Source organism: Luteibacter anthropi (assembly GCF_011759365.1).
Taxonomy (GTDB): Bacteria; Pseudomonadota; Gammaproteobacteria; order Xanthomonadales; family Rhodanobacteraceae; genus Luteibacter; species Luteibacter anthropi.
In genome coordinates this window covers 174,425-194,718 of sequence record NZ_JAARLZ010000006.1, presented here as the reverse complement: position 1 = coordinate 194,718, position 20,294 = coordinate 174,425, and the positions used below count along the sequence as shown (strand labels likewise).

Genomic DNA, 20,294 nt, shown 5'->3' with positions numbered 1-20,294 from the left:
TTCTGCCTCAATTATTACTACCCAGGTGTGTTCGCTGGCCGCAAGGGATTGAGCGTTGACGCCGAGGGAAATCTCGGCGTCTTTCGGATTCTGGGTCATGTGGAGTCTCCGTTGTTTGGAATGGGTGCCGCACGTAGTTGCCAGATCGATCGGGTAATCTCGGCGTACCAGCCGCCGTAGACATCTCTCGAGCTGAGCCGGCCATGCAAGTGGTGCAGGATCTGGCCATCGCCGAGGTAGACAGCAGCGTGATTCGGCACCTGGTTGCCTGAGCGGATCTGCATGAGGATGACCTCGCCGCCCTGCATGTCGGCTGGCGATACCTTTCGGAATCCAGCCCCGGCCATGGCCTCGTCGCCATACAGGTCGCTGCTGCCGTCGTCCCACCAGCCGTCCGCCCGAGGCGGATCCGGTAGTTCCACTCCACGCTCCCGGGCAAACCAGTCCCTAACCAGCGCCCAGCAGTCCAGGACGCCATGCGCCCACTGGCGACCCACCAGCGGAGCCTCGTAGCCTCGGGGCTCAGTGACCAGTGTCTCGGCCACGCGCGGACCATCCTCGCCCGGCATGACGCTTACGATCACCCAAGGCAGTCCGGAGCGCTCGCAGGCGACCAGGTCGCCCTCAGAGGGCCGTGCGGCCACGTCCGGGTGCGAGTGCACCACGGCGGTGATCTCGCCCTCGTCGTCGGCTGCGGCGTAATCGCGCGGGCAAAGGACGAAGTGATCTTCGGGTGTGGCGGCAAGGTTTCGGCAAGCCATGTATCGCTCCCTGCCCTTGCGCACGACGATCACGCCGCAGCATTCGCGCGGATATTCGGCCACGGCATGTGCGTGGATGGCGGCTTCGGTCTCAGGCGTCATCACTTCACCAGCTGGGCAGCTGGGAAGCCGCCATAAGGCAATTCGCCATTGGGCCAGTTGCGTAGACGGCACGACCGGAGCCGTCCGCCGCATCGGTCCAGCGATGGATCCGCCGTGGGCGAATCGTCGGCCTTGGCGACGGCCGGACCCGTGTAACCGCAGAATGGCCCGCGGTATCCGCCGATCGACAGCCAGCTGCACACGTTGGCGATGATCTGCCGGCCCGGGAGCTGGCGATCACCGAAGTCGAGCGGGCTCGAAAGCTCCCAGGTCACCTGTTCTTTGTCCTCGGACGAGCGGCGCTCGATGAACCACAGTTCCGGCGGTGCACCCTGGTCGGGGTCGGCCGTCGGGTTGCCGCCGGCGAAGTTGACCGCATCAAGGTACTTGCCGAGCGTACGCAGGCGCCGGAGGCGAGCACCGACCAGGTCTTGATACGCAAGGCACAGCGCCGTCAGCCGGCCATCGACGTTGCCGGCGGATAGCGTCGGCACGGGCGGCTGCTCCGGGTCGACGCGGAAGCCCTGGGCGACGATGGGCCACGGCTCGTATGCGACACCTTGCCAGGTGACCGGCCCGACCTGCGTGTATCCGTGGAAGCGGAGGATGTCACCGGCCCCGCCGCCCGTTATCGGTCGAAGATCGAGCTCGAAGAGCTCGACCCAGGCACCAGGCTGCAAGGTCTGGATATCGGCATATAGGGTCACGGTGCGAAGTCCTCTTCAAAGACCGCGGTGAGTGTGGTCAGTCCTGCAACCGCTGGCGACTCGCTGTAGCCCTCGCAGATGTAGAGCCCCTGGACGCCGTTCGGCGGCGTCCACAGGAACGAGCGAGCACCGGCACGCGCGTCGAGGAAGTCCTTGATGGGCTGCATCTCAAACGCGTACCGGTCAGCGACAGTGATGTTCCACTTCCTTGCGGAACTGTTGATGCCGTCCTGCGCACGCTGCGTGTAGCCGTCGCCAAACTGGGCCTTCTTCACGCGGAATGTCGTGGCGCCATTGGTTCCGGCGTCTACGGTGAAGGGAAATACGTCAGCCACGCTGTGATCTCCAGAGTTTCCCGCCCGGCTGCATGCTGCGCGCAAGCACCTGTTCGGCGACTGCCTGCATCTGTTGCCCCAGGTCTCGCCCGACCGCATCAGCGCCTGCCGCATCTACCTGGCCCGACGTCGACCCATCGCTGGCGACGTTGACGGTGACATTCACCTGTACGCCACCGGCCGATTGAGCCTGGCCGCCACCCGCGCGCATCGGCACAACCCGCCCACCCTCTTGCCCGGTCAGGAGGTACGAATCGCCACCGGGAGACTGGTAGACCTCCGGGCCATTCTCGGCAACGCGATACAAGCTGTTGCGATCCACGCTGCCACCGTTCGCGCGTGCCGGCGCGAGCCAGTTCGTCGCGAACGACCCGCCGCCCGAGTACGTACCACCGGTCAGGCTGAACCCACCTGACGTACCGGTCGACGGAACCGAGTCACCGCCAAGCCCAGGTATGAAGCTCAAGCCATAGCTCAACAGAGACGCGGCTGCACGATTGGCCTCCAATCGCGCCACCTCCTTGAGGATCGACGAAACGAAATCCTTGATGCTCGCCTTACCGGTGGTCGCCGCGTTGACGAGAAAGTCCGACAGGCTGCCACTGGTCGTGGTGACGAAGGAATAGAACGAGCCCGCTGCGTCCATGGCCTGGTCGCTCAGGTCGCCCATGGCCTTTCGGGCGCCCGTGGTCCAGCTCTCTCGCGCCGACGCGATGCGTGCCTGAGCGTCCAGCTCAATCTGCACCAGTCGATCGGTGCTGGCCTGCTGTACCTCTGCTTGCTGGTCGTACGTCGCGCGATCGATCTGGTTGTTGCTGAGCTGGGAGGCCAGCCGAACGAGATCGTCGGCGCCTTGCCGGCGGATCGAGATGACCCGCTGCATGTTCGCGAACTCGCGGTCCCCCATCGACAGCCGCTGGACCTGGAGATCCGCATCCGCCCGCGCCGCGGACTCCTGCCGGCCCAGTGCCTCCACGTACGCATTGATGGCGCGCGTGGTGCGCTCCTTCGCCCCTGCGGCCTCCTGCTGCAGCACGGTGTCCCGACTGATCGCGTCGGCCTCGACCTTGTGCGCCTCGGCGGAAAGCTCCGCCATGCGCTGATCGTTCTTCACTTTCTCGGCGCCAGCGACCTTCCGTTGTTGCAAGCGCGCCATCTCAGCCTGAATCGCGGTGACCTGCTCGCCCTCTCCGCGCCACAGGAGATCACGCGACTGCTCGTAGTACGCCTGCTCCGAAACGGCGCCTGCCTTGCGCTGCGCATCCAGCTCCTTCTGTGCGTTGGTATAGGAGGTGGTGATCTGGGCAAGCGCCGACTTGAAGGCCGATGCCTCGGCGGATACCTCGGCGGTATCCAACGCCTTGGACGCGCTTCGGCCGGCCTTGTCGGTGTACTGCTGGTCGATGTACTTGAGCGCCGCGGCCTGCTGGGCTTTGATCGCCGCCTTGTCCTGCGGTCGCCCAGCAAGTGCCTTCTGCGTTGCCTCTTTTACCTTGGCGATGTCCTTCGCCTTGGCGTCGTCTGCCTTGGCGCGACGGGCGAAATCGTCCAGCGTATCCGAGGCTCGCTTGCCCTCATCCTGGATGCGCTTGTCGTAAGCGGCCTGCTCCGCCGTCCACTGGTCAAGTGCCTGGTTGACCGTGATCCGATGCTTAGCATCCAGCAGTTCCTGGTACTGACCGTACAGCGGACTCCCTGACTTCTGGAGCCTCGCAGCGAAGTCCTGATCGCTCTGACCTCGGCCGCCGACCTGCGTACCCTTGAGACCCGCGATTTTCTGGTCCAGCAGGTTCAGCTTCGACGTGTCGCTGCCGCTACCGATCTGCTTTTCCTTCTCCAGCGTTTGCGAGATGGCATCCCGAACGGCAAGCCAGCTCTTGGCGAGATACCCAAGGTCCTCTTCGTACTTCTTACGGCGCTCGGAGAACTTGGCCGCCTCAATCGCCTGAATCTCGGCAACAGCGCGCTCTTGTTGGCCCTGCTCGACGAGCGCCTTGATGTGCTCGTACTGGTTCGCCGTCAGCAAGTTGTACTGCTCGTCCAGCGCGCGAACGGCCTTCACAGGGTCGTCGCGCAGGGAAACGATGTGCTGTACCGCCTCGCCGATGCTCTTGCCCGTGACCTCTGCCATGTCCACGGCAAGCTGCCCGGCCTGCTGAAGGCTGTCACCGGTGAGGCGGCCAGATTCGACCAGGCCGAGCAGTGCCTCCCGAGCCTTGCCGTACTGGCCCGAGTTACCACCGATGGCCACCACCATGCCATTGACCTGAGCCGCAGTGACGCCAGCAGAATCACCAGTGGCGATGATCGCCTTGGTGAGCTGCTGCTGGTCGTTGTAGCCAGCGATGGAAATAGCAGCCAGGCCGCCGATGGCCAGGGCCAGCGCACCAACGCCGATGGCGGCCGGCGACAAGAGGGCCGAGAAGATGCCGGTGTCGCCTGCCAGAGTAATGAGCGAGCGCTGGAAGTCCCCGAAGTTGCCGCGGGCCAGTTCACTAACCAGCGTGCCCACCTCGCGCCGCGCGGCCGCCGTGTTGAGCGAGAAGCCATGCATGGCCTCGCCAACGTCGGAAACGTCCTTGCGGCGCTGCTGGATCGTTGACATGAATCGGTCGAAGTCGTCGCCACCGAGCATGCCAGCGGCCTTGAACTGCTTGAGCTCCGCCTCCTGCTGGTCCAGCTTCTCTAGCGCGGCGATGGTCGGGTCGATCTGCTTAAGCAGCTTGTCGAGCGCCGCGCGCTGTTCGTCAACGCCCTTGGCGGCGCCACGCGAAGACTGCGCCGCCTCTTCCGTGCGCTGCCGAAATGCCGCGATGGACTCCTGTGCCCGGCGGACCGAATTGGCCTCCGAGTTGAGATCGGCCGCGACGGTTCGGCTGGCATCACTACGACGCTGCGTCGCCTCGATGGCGGCGGCGTCCGCGCGCACCTGATCCAGAGAAGCTGAGACCATCGCGCGGATGCGATCCCGGGCCTGGTCTGCCGTCTCGCCCAGGGCTTCCGTTGCCTGCGCCTGCGTTTCCGCCGCCTTGGCCGCCTGCTCGCTCGTCGCAGCAACCTTCTGGCCCGCGCTATCCAGCGAGGCATACGACGACACTTGGCGATCGATGGCCGCCGTCAGCTTGGCGATCTCGGCCGCGACCGGCCCGAACGCTTTGGATAGCGCCTCGACCATCGCCTCGGCGTTGCCCGCCGACGCCGTCATGGTGTCCAGCACATCGGTGGCCTTCGTCGCCGACGTGCTGTCGACAGCTACGACGAGGCGAGCGGTTTCATCTGCCACGGGGCATCCTCAGGATTGCCCGGCCCGCCACAGGGCATCGAGCTGTTCGATGACCTGGACCTGCCAGGGGCGTAACGGGATGCCCTCCAATCGCTGGAAGGCATCGATATCGGCGTGAGAGATGGGCTCGGCCCCCATGGCGCGCGGACGCTGCCGTGAGAGACGATGGAAGGCGCCAAGAAGCCCCTCAAATCCCTCCGGGCAGGAGCCGTGCTTGGTGAGCGCCGCCGGCTTCTTCCCGGAGGCCTTCCACAGTGCGTGTAGATGCTCACGGACCGTCCGTTGGCCACGCAGTGCGTCGAGTTTCAGTTCACCTTCGAACCACTCGAAGAGGGCGAGGAGCCTTTCCCGAAAAAACGGTCGTCGTCCGTGGCGACGCGGTCGACCTGCTCGGCCACGAGCTGAGCCTCGCGCAGAAAAGCCTCGACGTTCTCCTGCGTGCAGTCCGTGCCGAAGTTCCAGCCCGCGACCAGGCTCGCTATCAGCGACAGGCGGTCGGCTTCGCGCTGGGCATCCGTCGGCTTGCCGCCTTCCGCCAGGCGCTCACGGATCTCCGCCAACTTGGCTCGATAGGCATCGCTGCGGAAGTTACGGACGACGAGGTAGCGATCGGTGGGCGTACCGTCGGGCAGCGAGAGCGAGAGACGGATGCCGTCGTTCCCCGTCTTGCGCGTGGCGAAGGCGGCCATGTCGGCGCCGGCAACGGCGGTCTTGTTCTGGGTGTCGGTCACGTGTTGTTCCTTGGGTGGAGGGATCAGCCGCCCTGCGGCGGGGCCGGCGGCACGTAGGCGACGCGCTGGATCTGCAGCTCGGTTGTGGAGGTCGTGTCGTAGAGCGACCGGATGTTCAGCTGCTGGATGCCGAGGTCGTCACCGTTGAAGCTGTCCTGCGCGGAGGTGAAGCGCTGCCGGGGAAGCGTCAGGACGTAGGAGTTACCAGCCGTCGCCTTGTCCGTCATGGTGACCGCCATCTCGGTGTCGACTTCGTTGCGATAGCGCTGCTTCAGCGAGTCGTCCTCGATGTAGGCCGACAGGTCGCCGGTGACGTCGATCATGCCGATCTTCATTGCGTACGCAGGACGGTTCATGAGGCTGTACTTCGCCTCGATGTTGTTGGCCAGCGTGATGTTGAGGTCTGTGGCGGAGTTCAGGTCCGCCGTATCGATGGCCAGGGAGCCGTCGAACGTGGTCATGTAGTCCGTCGTGGTCGGCTGGGCGAACGTTGCGCTACCAGGGACGGTGTACGACTCCTCGGACTTGCCGACCACCGAGAACGTCACAGTGATCTTTTCCTGCAAGGGGCAGGCGAACTTCAGCGTGTTGATCTGGCAGCCGCGATAGATCGTGTCGACATTGATGTCGAGATTTCGCTTCAGGATGGCGAACCCACGGCGTACCGCCCCGGTCTTCAGGACGTTGTTCACCCAGGTGCCACAGAAGGCGGCCTCGATCAGGTCGTCGAATGTGCCGAAGGACAGCTCACCCACGATGTCGCCACTGACACTGGTGGCACCGCGACGCGCGGCACGGCGATGACGATCCGGCACCAGCTCGTTCGACTGGATGTCGTTGGCCTGCTCCTGCAAGCCGTTCTGGGTGAGGCGGATCGGCTTGAATGCCGGATTCACCGGGAGCGTGCCGTCGGCATTCTCCAGGGCATAGAAATACGCGGCGCGAGCGCCAGATGCGGCAATGCCAGCGGTCATTGGGGTCTCCGTTACGGGGTGACGCGGTGCTGCCAGCTCCGGTAACGGATGGACAGCGACAGGGTGAGCCAGCCTTCCGACCGGCGAATGGATGAGCGCGCGCAGCGCTCAATGTTGACCTTCGTGCCCTCGAACACGAACGACGCGCCGGGCGTGAATCGCGATGCGACGGTGTCAGCGGCCTTCAGCATCACCGGTGCCCCGGTGTCCAGCGGATGGTTCAGATCGATTTGCAGGATGCCGACGTGCTCGAGGGGTGCCTGAGCGCCGATAGCGGCGGGCATCGTGCCTGCGGGAAGCAGGTACAGCGCCGCCCAGGGCTTCCCCTGTTCTGGCGTGAACGCCTTACCCTCGTACGCCGTCGGATAGGCAAGCCCTGCCCCCTGCCACGCCCTCACGAGCGCAGCATTAATAGCGAACTCCGACATGCCTTAGTATTCCCTTATGAAGACGACAGTTAGCGAGGTGCGTGTGAACGAACGGTGGCTGCCTATTTCTGGGTATGAGGGCATTTACGAGGCTTCAGACCTCGGCCGAATCCGATCCATACCGCGCGAACGAAAGTTTTGCGATGGAAGGCTGCGTCATTTCGAAGGTCGAATTCTCAGCCCCGTCCGTCACAGCCAAGGCTACGCCAGCGTCCGCCTCAGTGATGGTCCAATCATCAGGACCCACCTTGTGCATCGGTTGGTGGCCGCCGCCTTCTGCTCCAACCCTTTTAGCTACGATGAAGTTAATCATCGTGATGCCGACAAGTGGAACAACGCCTCTGAGAACCTTGAATGGTGCTCTCGTGCTCAAAATCAGGTCCATGCCGCAGCACTTGGCCTCTTCGCCTCATGCGGTAGCCAGAAGGGCGCAGCCAAACTTGATGAAGGAAGCGTTTCAGCCATAAAGCGACTGATTGAGGCCGGTAAGACCAATGTAGAAATCGCTCGCATGTACGGGGTTTCTACAGCTCCTATTTGATACATAAGAACAGGCAAAGCTTGGCGGCATGTGGCCTAACTCAGGCCGCTGGAGATTCTTGCCATGCTGATTCTGACCATGCCTGCGGGGGCTTGGGAACTGTGACTCTCGTACTCAAGCACCTGTGAATATGGGAGGTTGTTGACGAGAAATGTCACCGTCCCTGCTCCGCCCATGTTTCTAAGCACTTCGCTGATAGTAGAGGATCCGCTCGGATCTACACGATCGATAGTTCCGGTTGCAGGCGCTGCAATGCTTGTCTGCCAATTCCCTCGAAATCGACCGCCGACGTACCCATCCGGCTTCGTGATATCCATCCGATCGTGGAGCTTTCGGCCAGGTTTTAACCTGCCTGCCTTGGTGACGTTATCGGGATTCTCTTTGAGCGCATCATTCCAATCTTTCACCGAATCGTTGTAGTACCTCGCTGAACGGTTAACCGCCCAAAGCTCTTCGTTTCCCACGGGTGATTGGAGAATGATGTCGGTGAAAAGCGTGAGCGTCAGCGTCCTCACCTGTTGATCGATTCGACCTTTCTCCAGCTTCGCGAAAGCAGCGACGCTCTCTCGGAATCCAGGCATCACGACCTCACTTGTAGGCGATATGCCAGCGGCGTGCCCGCGGGGTTGATGGCCTCGATGCGCACGATGGTCAGCACATCCGTTCCGGCCACAAGTCGGTCGGATGCTCCTGGCTCCTGCGACGCATCGACGATCGCCAGGCGGTCGCCGGCCAACACTTGATTCGTCGCCGCGTACTCGGCCGTCATCGAGCGAAATAGGCCGATCGTTGGCAAGTCGACCTTGCCGCCGCCCGTCGTCTCACCTGTCGCCGGGTCGTACGACGACTCTGCTGATCGACGCAACGCCATCTCGCGGCCGAACTCGTCCAGCAGCTCCGTTACCGTCGCCGCCATATCGTCGTAGAAAGCCATGGTTACGCTCGAATTGCGAAGAGCCCGCCGCGTTTCAGCAGCACATTGACCAGCGCCTCCGGCTTGGCGAAGGCACTCACGGGGAGCACCTTGCCGGGGTTGGCGTATTTGACCGTCACCGCGCCGTCCACGGTCTTTTCAATCACCGGGCCGGTGTCCTGCGGCGTGACGGTCTTCTGCAGGTCGTTCTTCACTGCCTCGATGGCAAAGGCCAGCTGGGCGTATTGCAGTTCCCTCGGAATCGAGCTCGTCGAGAAGCGCATGTCGTTGAGCCAAACGTCCTTGCGAGGCCATGCCAGCGCTTGAGTGGCCGAAGCGCGGCAGCCCAACCACCGCGCATCGTATTCGCCGAGCTTGTCCATCGCCTTGACCAGCAGCACCTCACGCGCTGCATCGTCGTCCGGCACCGTGACGCCGCGCTTGGCCGCGTACATGGCCAGATCCTCCGCCGTGGCGTAGGACTCGGCGTCAGGTTTTCCGGTGCCGTCTTCGATGATGAGCATGGGTTACGCCTGCTGGTTGGCCTTCAGGAGTTCGCGCAGGGCCGCTTCGTCGGCATCGGCAGGATAGTCGATACCTGCCGCCTTGAGGCGTTCTTGCGCTTCTTCGAGGGTCAGCTCGTCGACCGGCTTCTCGTTGTTCTGGCTGCCACCACCGGAACCCGTGCCGCCGGACGCCTTGCCGCCGCGACCGGCGCGGCCAGCGGAGACCTTGGCATCCTTCTCCTTCGCGACATCGACGCCCTCGACGGCACCGTATGCCTTGGCCACATCAGGCCAGTCGCCGACGATGGTTACCTTCGTGACACCCGGCTCAGGGCGATCGAAGTAAGCCGGGTTGCGATAGCGCTTGCCGTCGTCGAATGCCGACGTCTGCGTGGTATAGATCAGTTCCATGCTCGCTCCCATGGACGGCTCCGAGCCGGAGCCGCCCGCCATGGATCAGCCGCCCTGCTGGGCAGCCAGGTTGATGAGAACGCCAGCGGTGACCTTGTCGCTGGTGGCGTACTTGGTCCAGTTGGCGCCGGAGCCGATCGACGCCAGCGTGGGATTCACACCGCCGGCCGAATCCTTCCAGCTGTAGCCCAGCAGGTCCAGATTGAAGGTGCCCTCGGCACGGAAGCCCATTCCCAGGTTCTCCTGGTCGTTGATCGGGTACGAGCGGAAGCCTGGGGGCTGCGACTCGGTGACCTTGATGGCACCCGCCTGGAGGCCGAAGATCGTGTCGGCCGGGATGGTGTCCGAGACCAGGACCGGCTTGCCCATGGTGCCCGGCTGGCCGCCGTAGATCACGACGCCGGCTTCTTCGTACACCTTCTCGGCAATGGCCTGGTCGACCATGTCGAAGTAGGTCGACGAATCCATGGTCCACAGGGAGATGCGCGCGAAGCGGTCCCCGAACTTGCGCATGCCCTTGGTCAGGACCTTCTTGCCATCGGTCGCGAAGCTGCCGGTGGCGACCATGTTCGCGTTCGCACCGATCGCGGCCTTCAGGCCTGCCATGGCGTACTGCACGTAGCCTTCCAGCACGGCGTCGGCGTAGTCCTGACCGACCAGTTCGGAGAACTCCTCCAGCGAGCGCGCGCGGCGCTTGAAGGCTTCTTCGGTGGTCTCGTACGGGCCGTACTTGAATGGCACCTTCACACCGACCATTTCGCCAGCGCCGATTTTCTGCGCATCGACCTTGCCGACGGAGTTGACGTCGCGATGCGAGATCGAGCCGCCGAGCTTGTAGAACGCCCGCTTGCGCAGGTCGCCTTCGATCAGTTCGTTGGCGAGGACAAACGCGCCGGCGGACGCGGCGTTGAAGATGTCGATCACGTCCTGGATGCGCTCCAGGTAGGCGGTCTGGGCCAGGTCGTTGTAGATGACCAGGTCCGAATTCACGGTGGTTGCCATGCATTACTCCCTTACTTGGGTAGCTTGAGGTATGCGTCCTGACCGTGCGCCTGGATGAACTCGCGTTTCTCCACAGGCGTCATGTCGGAGCGTTTCTGCGCGGCCCCGCCGCCCTTCCCAGCACCCCCGGCCCCGCCGCCAGATGCCTTGCTGCCGGCAATCAACGGCGCGAAGGCCGGATCGCTGGCGAATTCCTTCTTCAGTTCATCGACCGTGGCGGCCGAGAGCTTCCCGTCTTGGCCCAGCACGACCACGGTCGGCTTGCCATCACGGGTTTCGACGCCGAGGCGACGCTCAAGGTGCGGTAGGAGCGCCTTGGCACTGCCCTGCACCGCCAGTTCGGCAGCCAGATCCGTCGCCATACGACCCACCGTCAGATCCCTGATCTGCGCGCTGAGCGCGGTGCGCTCGGTTTCGAGCTGCTGGGACAGCTCCGTCTCGCGACGGGTGTATTTTTCGGACCAGGATTTCTCGAGCTCCTCGACGTTGCCGGACTTGCGCAGCGCTTCCTCGCGCTCCTGGCGGGCTTTATCTTCGGCCTCCTTGCGCAGGCGCTCGGATTCCTTCTTCTCGTTGAGCAGTTCGGTAACCTTGTTCTTGAGGCCGGAGACATCCTCGCCCTGCGGGATGCCTTCGACGCCAAGGACGAACTTGCCATCCTTCTCGGTGTAGAGCGCGCGCGTGGAGTCGTCCAGCCCGTCAAGGCTGTCGATCTGGTACTTCAGCATGGTGCCTCCCTGAGGCGTTGAAGCCGGCCCGGCCGGCGTACAGGCATAAAAAAACCCGCCGAAGCGGGTTCCTATTTGGATCTGCTGAGCCGCTTTAGGGCGCGTTCGACTCATTGGTGACAACCGTCCGACCGTCCTTGAGCCGGTACTTTCTGCGAGATTCAAGAATCTCCACCGGATCTTCGTTGCGATCAATCACGGCAAGCGGAGGTTTCCCTTGATTGTGCTCATCGATATTGAGATACCGGGCGCGAAGGTGAACAACCTCACCGTCAATGGCATCTATCCTGGTCTTGAACGGAACGTCGAACGGTTTCTCTTGCGTCATTTGAATTTCCTCTCCTGAGAGGCCAAGAGATTAGATGCCACTTCTCTGGAACGCCAGCGGCTCCAGTACCTTCATTTCGGCAAGCGTGAGAGGCTTGAAGTTCCGATCAAGCTGCAATTCGGCAAAGCGCTCGGGGCTCAGCCCGCCATCCACGAGAAGCTTCGCCCGCGCCGGCCCGATGGCCGTCTCGATAAAGCCCATCGGCTGGCGCTTCAGCCACTCGTAGTACGTCTCGTCCGCTGGCACCTGCTCGGCGTTGCCGTTCACGACAGAGGGTCGCTTCGCTCCTTTCCGGAGCGCCTTGAAGCCATCGGCCAGCTCTGGGACCTCCGTGGTCCGGCAGTTGATGTGCAGCGGCGTGCGTGGTCCAGAGTCCAGCGGGAATACCCGCTGGTCCAGCGACCGGCAAATGGCCGTTGTCTTGCTGTCCAGCGTGGCGATCAGCCGCCGGCCGACCACGACATCGGCATTTGCCTTGAACGTCTCGTTACGGGCTACGCTACTGGCGTGCTGCACCGAGGTATGGACGATCGCCTGGGCGTGCCGCGTCGTGGTGCTAAGCAGACCGTCGTTGTAGTTGAGCGCCTTGGTTCCACGGATCTCACGGACCATTTCGGCGTTGGTCTTGCCCTCGTACGCGCCGCGGCGAATCGTCCCGACGATGGCGTCGCGCTCGGAAACGGACCAGTCCGCGACGAACTTCTCCAGCAGCTTGCCGCCACTGGCGCCGCGCATGGCGAGCGGTCTGGACAGCACCGCCGCCCGGACCTGCGTCGCGGCCGGCGTCACCGCATCGAAGTCCTCGACGGCATTGCCGAGCGCCCGAGCCGAGAAGCCAGCCTCATGATCTGCGAAGTCCAGCACCGCCGCGACCAGGTCATCACCAAAGGCGGACTGAATCGCAGCCAGCGACCGTGTGGTCGCGGCCAGCAGCTTCTCCAGCCTCGTCCGGCTGAACTCGGACAATTCATCCGCGCTGAGCCTGCTACGAATCTCGGCATCGATCTTGCGCAGCACTGGCGAGAACTGCGCCACTTCGTTGGCCGACAGGCGCTGGATCAGCACCTGGTGCCGGGTCAGCGCATCAACCAGCGCCGCCGAGATCGCCATTGCCACCCTCCCCGTCATCCAGAGCGCCGCCGAGCACGCCAGAAGTCAGCGACGGGTCCTGCTGCTCCAACTCGTCGCGCAGTTCGTCATCGGTCTTCTCGGCAGCGATGATTCCGCGGTCGCGTAGGTACTGCCAGAAAGCGGACACCGGGATACGGCCGGCCTGCACGCCCTTCAGGAGCGTGTCCATGACCTGCGGATCAAGGGTGATCTGCGTGTAGTCCTGGCTGATCTTGTACGTGACCTCACCGGTGACGCCAGCGAACTCCGCGTACCAGCGCAGGCATTGCTCGTAGGCCTCGTTGACGTTGCTCACAACCAGCGACAGGACGCTGTGCTCGGCCGCGCTCTCATTCTGGTCTTGCGTCGCGGTCTTCGCGGCGCTGCCGGGTTCGAACAGGCGCGCGCCGATGGCCACGAGCTGCCGCTCCTTGGCGTCCATGGCCTCTTTGACCATGGTGTTCGGGAGCGGCTGAAGTATCCCGGCCGCGCCACCTACAGGCAGCGGCAGGATTGACCGCGAGCCGACGTAGATGCCCGCCTTCTCCAGGTAATCACGCCACTGCTCGTCCAGCCCGGTGATGTACACCTGCGGTTGGCCGACCAGGTAAGTCGAATCCTCGTAGTCCGCGCTGTTCCGATAATGGCCCTTGTTGAGTTCGGCCATGTCGTAGAGCGGCGCGGGATCGACGCTCGCATCGTTGCTCTGGCTGCCGACGAAGGTGAAAGGGATCGCCTTCCACGGCTGGCCAGAGCTGTTGTTCGGGGTGAATGCCGGAGTGGCAAGCGTGGTCGACTTGCCTTCGGTCGACCAGACCTCTTGCGTGTAGTTGCCGCCGTCATTCAGGCGAAGCACGCGGTACTGGGCCACCTCTTCCGTCCCGAAACCGTCGGGCGTGTCCTTGTCCACGCACTCCTTGAGCACCACCAGGCACAGCAGCTGCTTGCTACCGACCCGGCGATACTTCCAGTTGATGACGGCCTCGGCCGGATAGGAGCAGATCGTTGGCTGCACACCGCCGGACTGCTGGTCTGCCACGCTGACGCGGCTGCCGTCCACTGCCGGATAGTCCACGAGCAGGCCATGCCGGCCGGTTTCAAGGATGTTGCCGACCACGTCCTGCGACTGCTGGTAGATGCTGACGCCCTTGCCATCGACGTCGGTCTTGACCAGGTCGAGGGCTGTCGGAACTGTGAGCGTCGGCCAGGTCCGGAAGGCGGCGCCGACGAGGGTCAGCTTCGTGTGTCCCGTTGCGCCGTAGAACTGGGCGCGCTCGACGTATGTGTCGTAGCGCCTCTTGTTCTCTTCCGACTTGTCGTGTGGATTCGGCCGGGGGAGATACGCCTCCGGCATGGCCTTGACCGCCTCGGCGCCCGCGCAGAAGTCGCGCACGAGCTTCCAGCGCCGCGCCGCTTTGTTGTATTCGCGGCGGGTGAAGGTGACGTCGGTCATCAGCTGGCAAATCCAAGTTTGAGAGAGGTCACCATCGAACGGACGGGGAAGCGCTTGGCGATGAAGTAGCCGCCGGCATCGTTCAGGTGGTCGAAACCGCCCTTCTTGTCCGGCTGCCCCTTGTCGTCGTAGACCTGGCGCTCAAGGCACTGCGTGTACTTCGGACACTGGTCGATGTTGACCTTCATCCGGCGCTCGCCATACGTATTGAGCAACATGGCGTTGACCGAGTTGATGCGGTCCTTGACGCTTGGGTTTGTCGAATCCACGGTGACCGTGAAGCCCGCCTTCCGGAGAAGCGAAAGATCCGACTCGCTGGCGTTCTTGCTGCTGGTGTTCTGGCCGCTGGCATCCGGATACACGGCGATGCCGTGATCTGGAAACCGAGCCTGGATCTTCTCGATCATTTCCGGCGTGTCGCGCACCGAATGGAATTCATCGAGCGCCATGGGCAAGCCTTCGCGCACGACGAACACTACTGCGCTCATCTTCATGACGTTGAAGTCCATGCCAATGTGCAGGGCTTCGCCCGGCTTGATCCGCTCGGTCGTCTTGCACTCGTTCCGGTTGAACGTGTAGTAGACGACGCCCGCATAGTTTTCGAAACTGGCCTCGTACTCCTGCCGGAAGGTGCGCGGGTCCATCTTGCGACGGGCCGCTTCCAGCTCCTCAGCGGGAACATTGCCACCTTGCAGTGAGGTATACAGCCAGCTTTTGTGATCCGGCTCACCGTCGGTCAACCCATCCTGGTACGTGTCGTAACAGTGATTGAAGCCCTTCGGTGTCCCGATCCGCAGCGCGTGGCCGCCCTTGCGCACCTCGCCGCTGGGCAAGGTGTAGGTGCAGGTCGACAGCATCGGGCGGAGGACTTCCTCCCACGCCGCCCACGGGCAGTCCGCCCATTCGTCGATCAGGGCGAAGAAGAGGCCGGAACCACGGAGGTTGTCGTAGTTGTCTAGGCCAACGACGCGAAGGACGTGCCCGCTCTTCAGGGTGATGGAACATTCCGTCTCGTTCGGCTTGGTCGCGCGCCAAGCAACGGGTATCGCCTGCTTCAGCCGGCGCCAGAAGACCCGCTTCGCCTGTTTGAACGTCGGCGCACAGTACCAGATCTCGTCCTCGACGCTGACGCCCCACTCCACCGCAAGGCGAGCGGCCCGGCGCATCTCGGCCTTGCCCAGGAAAGTCTTGCCGAAGCGGCGCCCGCACACCGCGTCGCGAAAGCGCGCCTGCGGCTGGAAGCCCCACACATAGATGTTCGCCTGCTTGGGGGTGAGCTGGACCGGTGCATCAGAGGTGCGGGGTAGTCGGTACATCTTCGTCCGGCCTCAGCGTATATTCCGCAGCAGCCGTCGGAGGGTCATTCGCGCCCGGAGCCTTGTCCGGCTCGATCCTCCGGTTGACATAGACATCGCCGACCTCCTTGGCCGCCTGCTCCAGGAGCTGCGCCGTCAGCGGCAGGTTCCTCATGCCCTCGGCCTTCTCAGCCAGCCTGCCAAGCGCCCGAAGCCGGTAGGCTCGGTTGGCGATGGGGATCTCTGCCGTCTCCTCGCGGAAGCGCTTGCGGGTGTCGTCGAAGAGGATGCGCCAACGCTTCGCCAGGTCGCGCCCTGCCCGTTTGTTGGGGTCGTGGGCCTCGCACTGCTGCCGGGTCACCTCGATCCCGAATTCCTCTCGGACGGACGTCGCCACCTGGGAAGGCGTGTCGAAGCAAGCCAGGGCTTGGACGATGTACGCCTTCACCTCGTTGTTCAGATTCGCCATAGGGCGGCTTCCGTCTCATGTCCGTCAGGGGGTCAGGCAGACTTGAGCAGGCAGGTGCCGCAGGCCCTCGCGATGTTGATCTTTGCCACCTCTGGCGGCGCACTGGCGGCCTTGACCAGCCGGGCAACGTCCTCGCTGGGACCGTAGCGGCGAACCACCCCGACGAACTCTTCAACGTCGTGTGAGCGCATCTCCAGCTTGGGCAATCCGTCCTTGGTGAACTTCGGCGCCCCGAACTCATCCTTGGCGTGGCCTATGTGATAAAGCTCGTGCTCCACCAGGGCGCAGAACTCAGCATCAGAACAGGTGGCGCAGTGGTCGGCCGCCAGAGTGATCAGGTAATCCGGGATGTGGCCGAACCACTGGAGCATTTGCTGCTCCTGCCTGCCCTTCTGCCAGGGACCACAGCGGAACACGAGCTCCTCGCACTGGCCGAGGACCATGCGGCCACGCTTCGGGAAGCCAGAGGCCGCCCACAGGAAAGCGATAGAGGCATCCCGGAGGTGGGCGTGGTCTTCGTTGGCGAGCTGGCCGTCCTCAGCCAGGAACGTGGCCTTGGCCCATTCCGTGACTTCCGGAGCTGGAGCGAAGCTCTCGATGGCCCAGCCCTGCCCGTCTACGAACTCGCCAAGACCAGCAGGCGGAAATGGTCTCGTCATATCTCCTGTCATGGATATGAGAACTCGCTAGCCGTATGCTCAGTGGGCGCCGGGAAGCGCCTGGCGTTACTTCAACAACAGGGGATAGTTATGAAGCTTAGGATCGACGAGATCTTCAACCACGGAGATGCCTCCAAAGAGCACGTGGCGATGACCGTGCTTGAGGACACCAATTTGCATTACTACGTGGTGGCGGATACTACCTACACAGGCAAAGGAACGGTATCGAATACCTTCCGCCACTTCATGTGGTTTCCAAGTACTGATGCCAAAAAGGGAGAACGCGTCTCACTTTGGAGCGGGAAAGGAAAGAACACACGCGTTACAGCAAAGGATGGAACCGTTTGGCATCGCTTCTATTGGGGTTCTGAAGCACCTATCTGGAACGATGACGGCGACGCGGCTGTTCTACTCCATGTGGAAAGTTGGAAAACAACCAAAGCCAAGTAACGGTGGCTCGTGGCGGAAGCACAGAGCCTCCGCCACCACTTGATCAGGCGACGTGGGTGGATGCCGCAGCAGGACTGAGAGTGCTCGGAGCCGAATTTGCAGCCGTGCTCGAGGTGAACGTACCCGCCGCCTTGAAGGTAGCGACCAGGCTGCTTGCGATGCCGGATAGAGCCGGCCACACCTCGCTGAAGGCGACGCTGGAGTTCTGCTCCTTGGCGTAGGCGCTGGCGAGGGCATCCTCGACGGCCTTGAGCTTGACGGCCCCGGGCGTGCCATCGGGCAGCGCCGCTTCGACGGTCTGCACCATCGAGGTCAGCAGGGGAATGAGGCTGGCAATCAGCTGGAACTTGGCCAGGAGGCCGGACAGCAGGGACATTGGTAGATCCTCGGAAGGGGCGGACTCGGCCGCGGTGGGTAGAACAGGTTCGGGCGCGGCCACGGCCACGGGCGCCGGCTCGCCATCCTGATAGCGGCGCAGCCAGAACCTCAGCCCAACCGCCCCAAGCAACAGGATGGCAATGACGATCCAGGCAATCATGGTTCCGGTGCCTTGCTGTGCGCGGGAATAGTCGGGAATAGGTGATCCACGATCGTGGTGGCCTTCGCCAGAAGACCGCCCACCACCATGCTCACCATGTCGCGGTTCTCGGCCGGAACGACGGTGTTGATCAGCATGGAGAGCGCGACGCCAAGCATCAGGAAGACCAGGACAGCGACACCGCCTTTGAGGGCGCGGATACTGCGATTTGCGAGGTTCGTCATGCCGGCGCCCACGTATGGGGAACCAGGCCAGTGCGCATCATTCTCGCGAGCTCCAGCACGCGACGCCGCTCGTCGTCGGCCTTGGCCTTTTCTGGCCAACGAGTCATCAGCAACGCATCCGAGGCGTCATCCCACAGGTTCCCGGAAATAGCATCCCAGAGCGGACGGCAAGCCATCAGCGGCTTCGACCCGATCACCATGGCAACGTGGGCGAGCACGGCAAGCCTCACCTGCCCCATTTGCGGATAGATCGCGGTCTTCGGCCGGAGTGAGCGCACGAAGCGACGCAGATCGCGGGCCAATAGCTCTGTCATCTCAGATCCCGTCACGGCTCGCGTGGCACCCAGCCGTTCGAACGCGCTGATGCCACGCTCTTCGATTTCGGTCGCCGCGCCCACGAAGGGCGCGTAGCCGGTGATGTGGCGGATCGCCACTTCAACCGCATTCGACTCAGTCGCCTCGACGTGGTCGTACACCTTGGCCAGCTCCTGGTCGTTGTCGATCACCGGGTATCCACGTTGAGGGCTTTCTTTGCCACGCCCCACCGCAGCTGCCGGTCGGACAATCCATTGGTGCCGCCGTTAATGCGCCGCGTCAGGCCGACGAAGTCGCCGCGATCCGCAAGCGCATTGCAGCCATTGGCCTTCCAGAACCAGCCGGCCGATCGAGCGGCGAGATGCGCGCTCTCCAACCACTGCGGGTTACGCACCAGGTCGAGTCCGAGCGCGGCGCCGGCCTTGGCGTAGTTCGCTCTGCCGGTGATCTGGATCAGGCCGCGGCCGCGATACGTCGAGCCATCGCCCTTCTGGGTATTGCCCAGGTCGGCGCGGCCTTCGTACTTCAACTGGACCGTTGTCGGACCCCAGATTTCGCGTGTGTAGGCAAAGCTGGCCGACTCGTGACCGACCTGAGCGATGAAGGCAGCCTGCCGCGCGGGCGTATCGATCCCGAACTCCGCCATAGCGGCAGTTACCGGGCCGGCCCACTCGGCGGCGCGCGGCGCCGATACCCCGGCCGCCGAGGCGAATGTCTTGGCGTCCATGGGTACTCCAGAGAATGGGCCCGTGCCGAAGCACTGGCGGCCCCTAAAAAAGTGGTCAGGCACAACGAGCCGTTGCCGACAGCGGAGTCGATTGCGCGCCAGGGTGTGAGAAACGCGCATAGCAAGGGCAGCCCAGCGACGACGTCACGTCGGGGCGGTTATGGGTATGTAGCAGGCCTGACCGTAAACTATGTCCTGTCGACCGAATCAGGACGAAAGGGAATGCTTAGAAACTTCGGGAAAATATTAGGCCGGCTTCCACGGAAAGAAACTATAGACTTCGTAAAGAACGTAGCCTTCCTTGCGGGCTTGAACGCCCTGAGCATGAGCGTCGTTTACCATAAGGATGCCGAAACATCCTGGTTCGAGTGGCCCCTTGCAATCCTGATTGGCATCGTTACGGGCGCCACCGCGGCGCTCTCTTCGCTGTTGTACATGGAGTCGTGGGAAACAGCGCCACCAAGGGTTCATCACTCGATGGTTGCGACAACCGTAGCGGTTGTATTGGCCGCTGGGCTCTACACCAAGTGGAAACTAGTCGGCCACCTATGAAAAACCCGGCTCATGGCCGGGCTTTCAGATCAGTGACACCACTGACTAGGCGCGAGTATCCGCAAAAAAAGTCCGGACGCAAGCACTTTTTTACACAGCTTCAGCAACGGGAAGCTCCACCGAAGCAGGGATACGCAGCCATGCCGCCACATGCGTGCGCGCGACCCACAGCTCATCGTAGAACAGGGTTCTCCGCATCGGCAGGCCCATAGCCCGAAGCTTCTGAAGTTTGTGCTCCTCGGCACAGCGGGTCATCGAGTATTCGCACCGCAGAGCCATTGCTGCCCTGAAGCCGTCCTTCTGTTGTTGGAGCGCCTGGACCGCCTGCTCCACCTCGTCCGCCGGCGTCGCATGCTCGGGTTGGCTTTGCCCATCCGGCGGCCGGCCGCCCCACTTCACCAGGATGGCCGTGGGGGAAATCCCCTGCCACCCGTGATTATCGTCTCGCTGTCGGTACTCGTCCGCCCACTCGCGGAGTCGATTTTCCAGTTCGTTTTTACGGCGCATGTCGCTCTCTCCGCTCTAATTCTGCTTCTGCCCGTTGGATTTCGGCTTCGATTCCCAAGGCTCTGTTTCTTAGCCCCTGGATGCGCGTCCGGAGGTCTGCGATGGAAACTGTGTGGTATCGCGTCTTATACGGAGGACACGCTTGGCTTGCTCTCTCAGCCACGGCCGGCACTCCGCCTGCTCTTCCTGGCTCAACCGCTCGATCATCGGTCCCCACTTCATCGGGTCGGATTCCCGGCGCATGA

At 63.1% G+C, this 20,294-nt stretch carries 28 protein-coding genes; 3 read left to right on the top strand and 25 right to left on the bottom strand.

What is annotated here, in order from left to right; genetic code table 11:
• Window positions 1-95: 95 nt before the first annotated feature.
• From HBF25_RS12815 to HBF25_RS12785, 8 genes are read right to left on the bottom strand one after another with little or no spacing between them, the layout of a single operon-like run.
• The gene (locus HBF25_RS12815) at window positions 96-863 is read right to left on the bottom strand and encodes a C40 family peptidase (RefSeq protein WP_166948994.1); all 768 of its coding nucleotides are present in this window, start codon (window positions 861-863) and stop codon (window positions 96-98) included.
• A complete protein-coding gene (locus tag HBF25_RS12810; protein ID WP_166948992.1) occupies window positions 863-1,570 on the bottom strand; it encodes a phage minor tail protein L in 708 nt (235 codons plus the stop codon). The genes HBF25_RS12815 and HBF25_RS12810 overlap by 1 nt, the downstream gene beginning before the upstream one ends.
• On the bottom strand, window positions 1,567-1,905 hold the full coding sequence (locus HBF25_RS12805; RefSeq protein WP_208392560.1) for a phage tail protein: 339 nt from the start codon (window positions 1,903-1,905) through the stop codon (window positions 1,567-1,569). The genes HBF25_RS12810 and HBF25_RS12805 overlap by 4 nt, the downstream gene beginning before the upstream one ends.
• Window positions 1,898-5,188, bottom strand: a complete 3,291-nt coding sequence (locus HBF25_RS12800) for a phage tail length tape measure family protein (protein ID WP_166948987.1) — start codon at window positions 5,186-5,188, stop codon at window positions 1,898-1,900. Before HBF25_RS12800 ends, HBF25_RS12805 begins: the two co-directional genes overlap by 8 nt.
• A gap of 9 nt (window positions 5,189-5,197) precedes the next feature.
• On the bottom strand, window positions 5,198-5,443 hold the full coding sequence (locus HBF25_RS22685) for a phage tail assembly chaperone (protein ID WP_425483482.1): 246 nt from the start codon (window positions 5,441-5,443) through the stop codon (window positions 5,198-5,200).
• Window positions 5,444-5,493: 50 nt separating this feature from the next.
• A complete protein-coding gene (locus HBF25_RS12795; RefSeq protein WP_166948985.1) occupies window positions 5,494-5,919 on the bottom strand; it encodes a hypothetical protein in 426 nt (141 codons plus the stop codon).
• Between the two features lie 23 nt (window positions 5,920-5,942).
• The gene (locus tag HBF25_RS12790; RefSeq protein ID WP_166948983.1) at window positions 5,943-6,893 is read right to left on the bottom strand and encodes a phage tail tube protein; all 951 of its coding nucleotides are present in this window, start codon (window positions 6,891-6,893) and stop codon (window positions 5,943-5,945) included.
• Window positions 6,894-6,904: 11 nt separating this feature from the next.
• A complete protein-coding gene (locus HBF25_RS12785; RefSeq protein WP_166948981.1) occupies window positions 6,905-7,321 on the bottom strand; it encodes a phage tail terminator-like protein in 417 nt (138 codons plus the stop codon).
• Window positions 7,322-7,337: 16 nt separating this feature from the next.
• Between HBF25_RS12785 and HBF25_RS12780 the strand changes: the two genes are divergently transcribed.
• On the top strand, window positions 7,338-7,862 hold the full coding sequence (locus HBF25_RS12780; protein WP_166948979.1) for an NUMOD4 domain-containing protein: 525 nt from the start codon (window positions 7,338-7,340) through the stop codon (window positions 7,860-7,862).
• 35 nt (window positions 7,863-7,897) lie between these two features.
• Here the strand turns inward: HBF25_RS12780 and HBF25_RS12775 are convergent, their stop codons facing one another.
• From HBF25_RS12775 to HBF25_RS12720, 12 genes are all read right to left on the bottom strand, one after another.
• Window positions 7,898-8,443: a hypothetical protein gene (locus HBF25_RS12775; protein ID WP_166948977.1), complete on the bottom strand. Its 546-nt coding sequence runs from the start codon at window positions 8,441-8,443 to the stop codon at window positions 7,898-7,900.
• Window positions 8,443-8,796 (bottom strand): hypothetical protein, encoded by a 354-nt coding sequence (locus HBF25_RS12770; RefSeq protein WP_166948975.1) that lies wholly within the window; start codon window positions 8,794-8,796, stop codon window positions 8,443-8,445. Before HBF25_RS12770 ends, HBF25_RS12775 begins: the two co-directional genes overlap by 1 nt.
• A 2-nt stretch (window positions 8,797-8,798) precedes the next feature.
• The gene (locus tag HBF25_RS12765; RefSeq protein WP_166948973.1) at window positions 8,799-9,299 is read right to left on the bottom strand and encodes a DnaT-like ssDNA-binding protein; all 501 of its coding nucleotides are present in this window, start codon (window positions 9,297-9,299) and stop codon (window positions 8,799-8,801) included.
• 3 nt (window positions 9,300-9,302) lie between these two features.
• Window positions 9,303-9,692 carry a hypothetical protein gene (locus HBF25_RS12760; protein WP_166948617.1) on the bottom strand — a complete coding sequence of 130 codons (390 nt, stop codon included), beginning with the start codon at window positions 9,690-9,692 and terminating at the stop codon, window positions 9,303-9,305.
• 45 nt (window positions 9,693-9,737) lie between these two features.
• A complete protein-coding gene (locus HBF25_RS12755) occupies window positions 9,738-10,694 on the bottom strand; it encodes a major capsid protein (protein ID WP_166948971.1) in 957 nt (318 codons plus the stop codon).
• 11 nt (window positions 10,695-10,705) lie between these two features.
• Complete coding sequence (locus HBF25_RS12750; RefSeq protein WP_166948969.1) at window positions 10,706-11,422, bottom strand: hypothetical protein; 717 nt, start codon at window positions 11,420-11,422, stop codon at window positions 10,706-10,708.
• A 94-nt stretch (window positions 11,423-11,516) separates the two neighbouring features.
• Complete coding sequence (locus tag HBF25_RS12745) at window positions 11,517-11,750, bottom strand: hypothetical protein (protein WP_166948967.1); 234 nt, start codon at window positions 11,748-11,750, stop codon at window positions 11,517-11,519.
• Between the two features lie 30 nt (window positions 11,751-11,780).
• Window positions 11,781-12,860, bottom strand: a complete 1,080-nt coding sequence (locus HBF25_RS12740) for a phage minor head protein (protein WP_166948965.1) — start codon at window positions 12,858-12,860, stop codon at window positions 11,781-11,783.
• Window positions 12,835-14,313, bottom strand: a complete 1,479-nt coding sequence (locus HBF25_RS12735) for a DUF4055 domain-containing protein (protein WP_166948963.1) — start codon at window positions 14,311-14,313, stop codon at window positions 12,835-12,837. Before HBF25_RS12735 ends, HBF25_RS12740 begins: the two co-directional genes overlap by 26 nt.
• Window positions 14,313-15,629: a phage terminase large subunit family protein gene (locus HBF25_RS12730; protein WP_166948961.1), complete on the bottom strand. Its 1,317-nt coding sequence runs from the start codon at window positions 15,627-15,629 to the stop codon at window positions 14,313-14,315. The genes HBF25_RS12735 and HBF25_RS12730 overlap by 1 nt, the downstream gene beginning before the upstream one ends.
• The gene (locus tag HBF25_RS12725; protein ID WP_166948959.1) at window positions 15,604-16,077 is read right to left on the bottom strand and encodes a DUF2280 domain-containing protein; all 474 of its coding nucleotides are present in this window, start codon (window positions 16,075-16,077) and stop codon (window positions 15,604-15,606) included. Before HBF25_RS12725 ends, HBF25_RS12730 begins: the two co-directional genes overlap by 26 nt.
• 32 nt (window positions 16,078-16,109) lie before the next feature.
• A complete protein-coding gene (locus tag HBF25_RS12720; RefSeq protein ID WP_208392559.1) occupies window positions 16,110-16,736 on the bottom strand; it encodes a putative metallopeptidase in 627 nt (208 codons plus the stop codon).
• Window positions 16,737-16,826: 90 nt separating this feature from the next.
• On the opposite strand from HBF25_RS12720, the gene HBF25_RS12715 reads away from it, so the two are divergent.
• Window positions 16,827-17,186, top strand: a complete 360-nt coding sequence (locus tag HBF25_RS12715) for a hypothetical protein (RefSeq protein WP_166948958.1) — start codon at window positions 16,827-16,829, stop codon at window positions 17,184-17,186.
• 43 nt (window positions 17,187-17,229) lie between these two features.
• Here HBF25_RS12715 and HBF25_RS12710 read toward each other — a convergent pair whose 3' ends face one another.
• From HBF25_RS12710 to HBF25_RS12695, 4 genes are read right to left on the bottom strand one after another with little or no spacing between them, the layout of a single operon-like run.
• Complete coding sequence (locus tag HBF25_RS12710) at window positions 17,230-17,724, bottom strand: hypothetical protein (protein WP_166948956.1); 495 nt, start codon at window positions 17,722-17,724, stop codon at window positions 17,230-17,232.
• On the bottom strand, window positions 17,721-17,948 hold the full coding sequence (locus HBF25_RS12705; protein WP_166948955.1) for a hypothetical protein: 228 nt from the start codon (window positions 17,946-17,948) through the stop codon (window positions 17,721-17,723). The genes HBF25_RS12710 and HBF25_RS12705 overlap by 4 nt, the downstream gene beginning before the upstream one ends.
• Window positions 17,945-18,454, bottom strand: coding sequence for a hypothetical protein (locus HBF25_RS12700; RefSeq protein ID WP_166948953.1), 510 nt, complete (start codon window positions 18,452-18,454; stop codon window positions 17,945-17,947). Before HBF25_RS12700 ends, HBF25_RS12705 begins: the two co-directional genes overlap by 4 nt.
• Window positions 18,451-18,990 carry a glycoside hydrolase family 19 protein gene (locus HBF25_RS12695; RefSeq protein ID WP_166948952.1) on the bottom strand — a complete coding sequence of 180 codons (540 nt, stop codon included), beginning with the start codon at window positions 18,988-18,990 and terminating at the stop codon, window positions 18,451-18,453. The genes HBF25_RS12700 and HBF25_RS12695 overlap by 4 nt, the downstream gene beginning before the upstream one ends.
• Window positions 18,991-19,212: 222 nt before the next feature.
• Here HBF25_RS12695 and HBF25_RS12690 point away from each other — a divergent pair, with 222 nt between their 5' ends.
• Window positions 19,213-19,542 (top strand): hypothetical protein, encoded by a 330-nt coding sequence (locus HBF25_RS12690; RefSeq protein ID WP_166948950.1) that lies wholly within the window; start codon window positions 19,213-19,215, stop codon window positions 19,540-19,542.
• Between the two features lie 90 nt (window positions 19,543-19,632).
• Here the strand turns inward: HBF25_RS12690 and HBF25_RS12685 are convergent, their stop codons facing one another.
• Window positions 19,633-20,049, bottom strand: coding sequence for a hypothetical protein (locus tag HBF25_RS12685; protein WP_166948949.1), 417 nt, complete (start codon window positions 20,047-20,049; stop codon window positions 19,633-19,635).
• Window positions 20,050-20,294 lie beyond the last annotated feature (245 nt).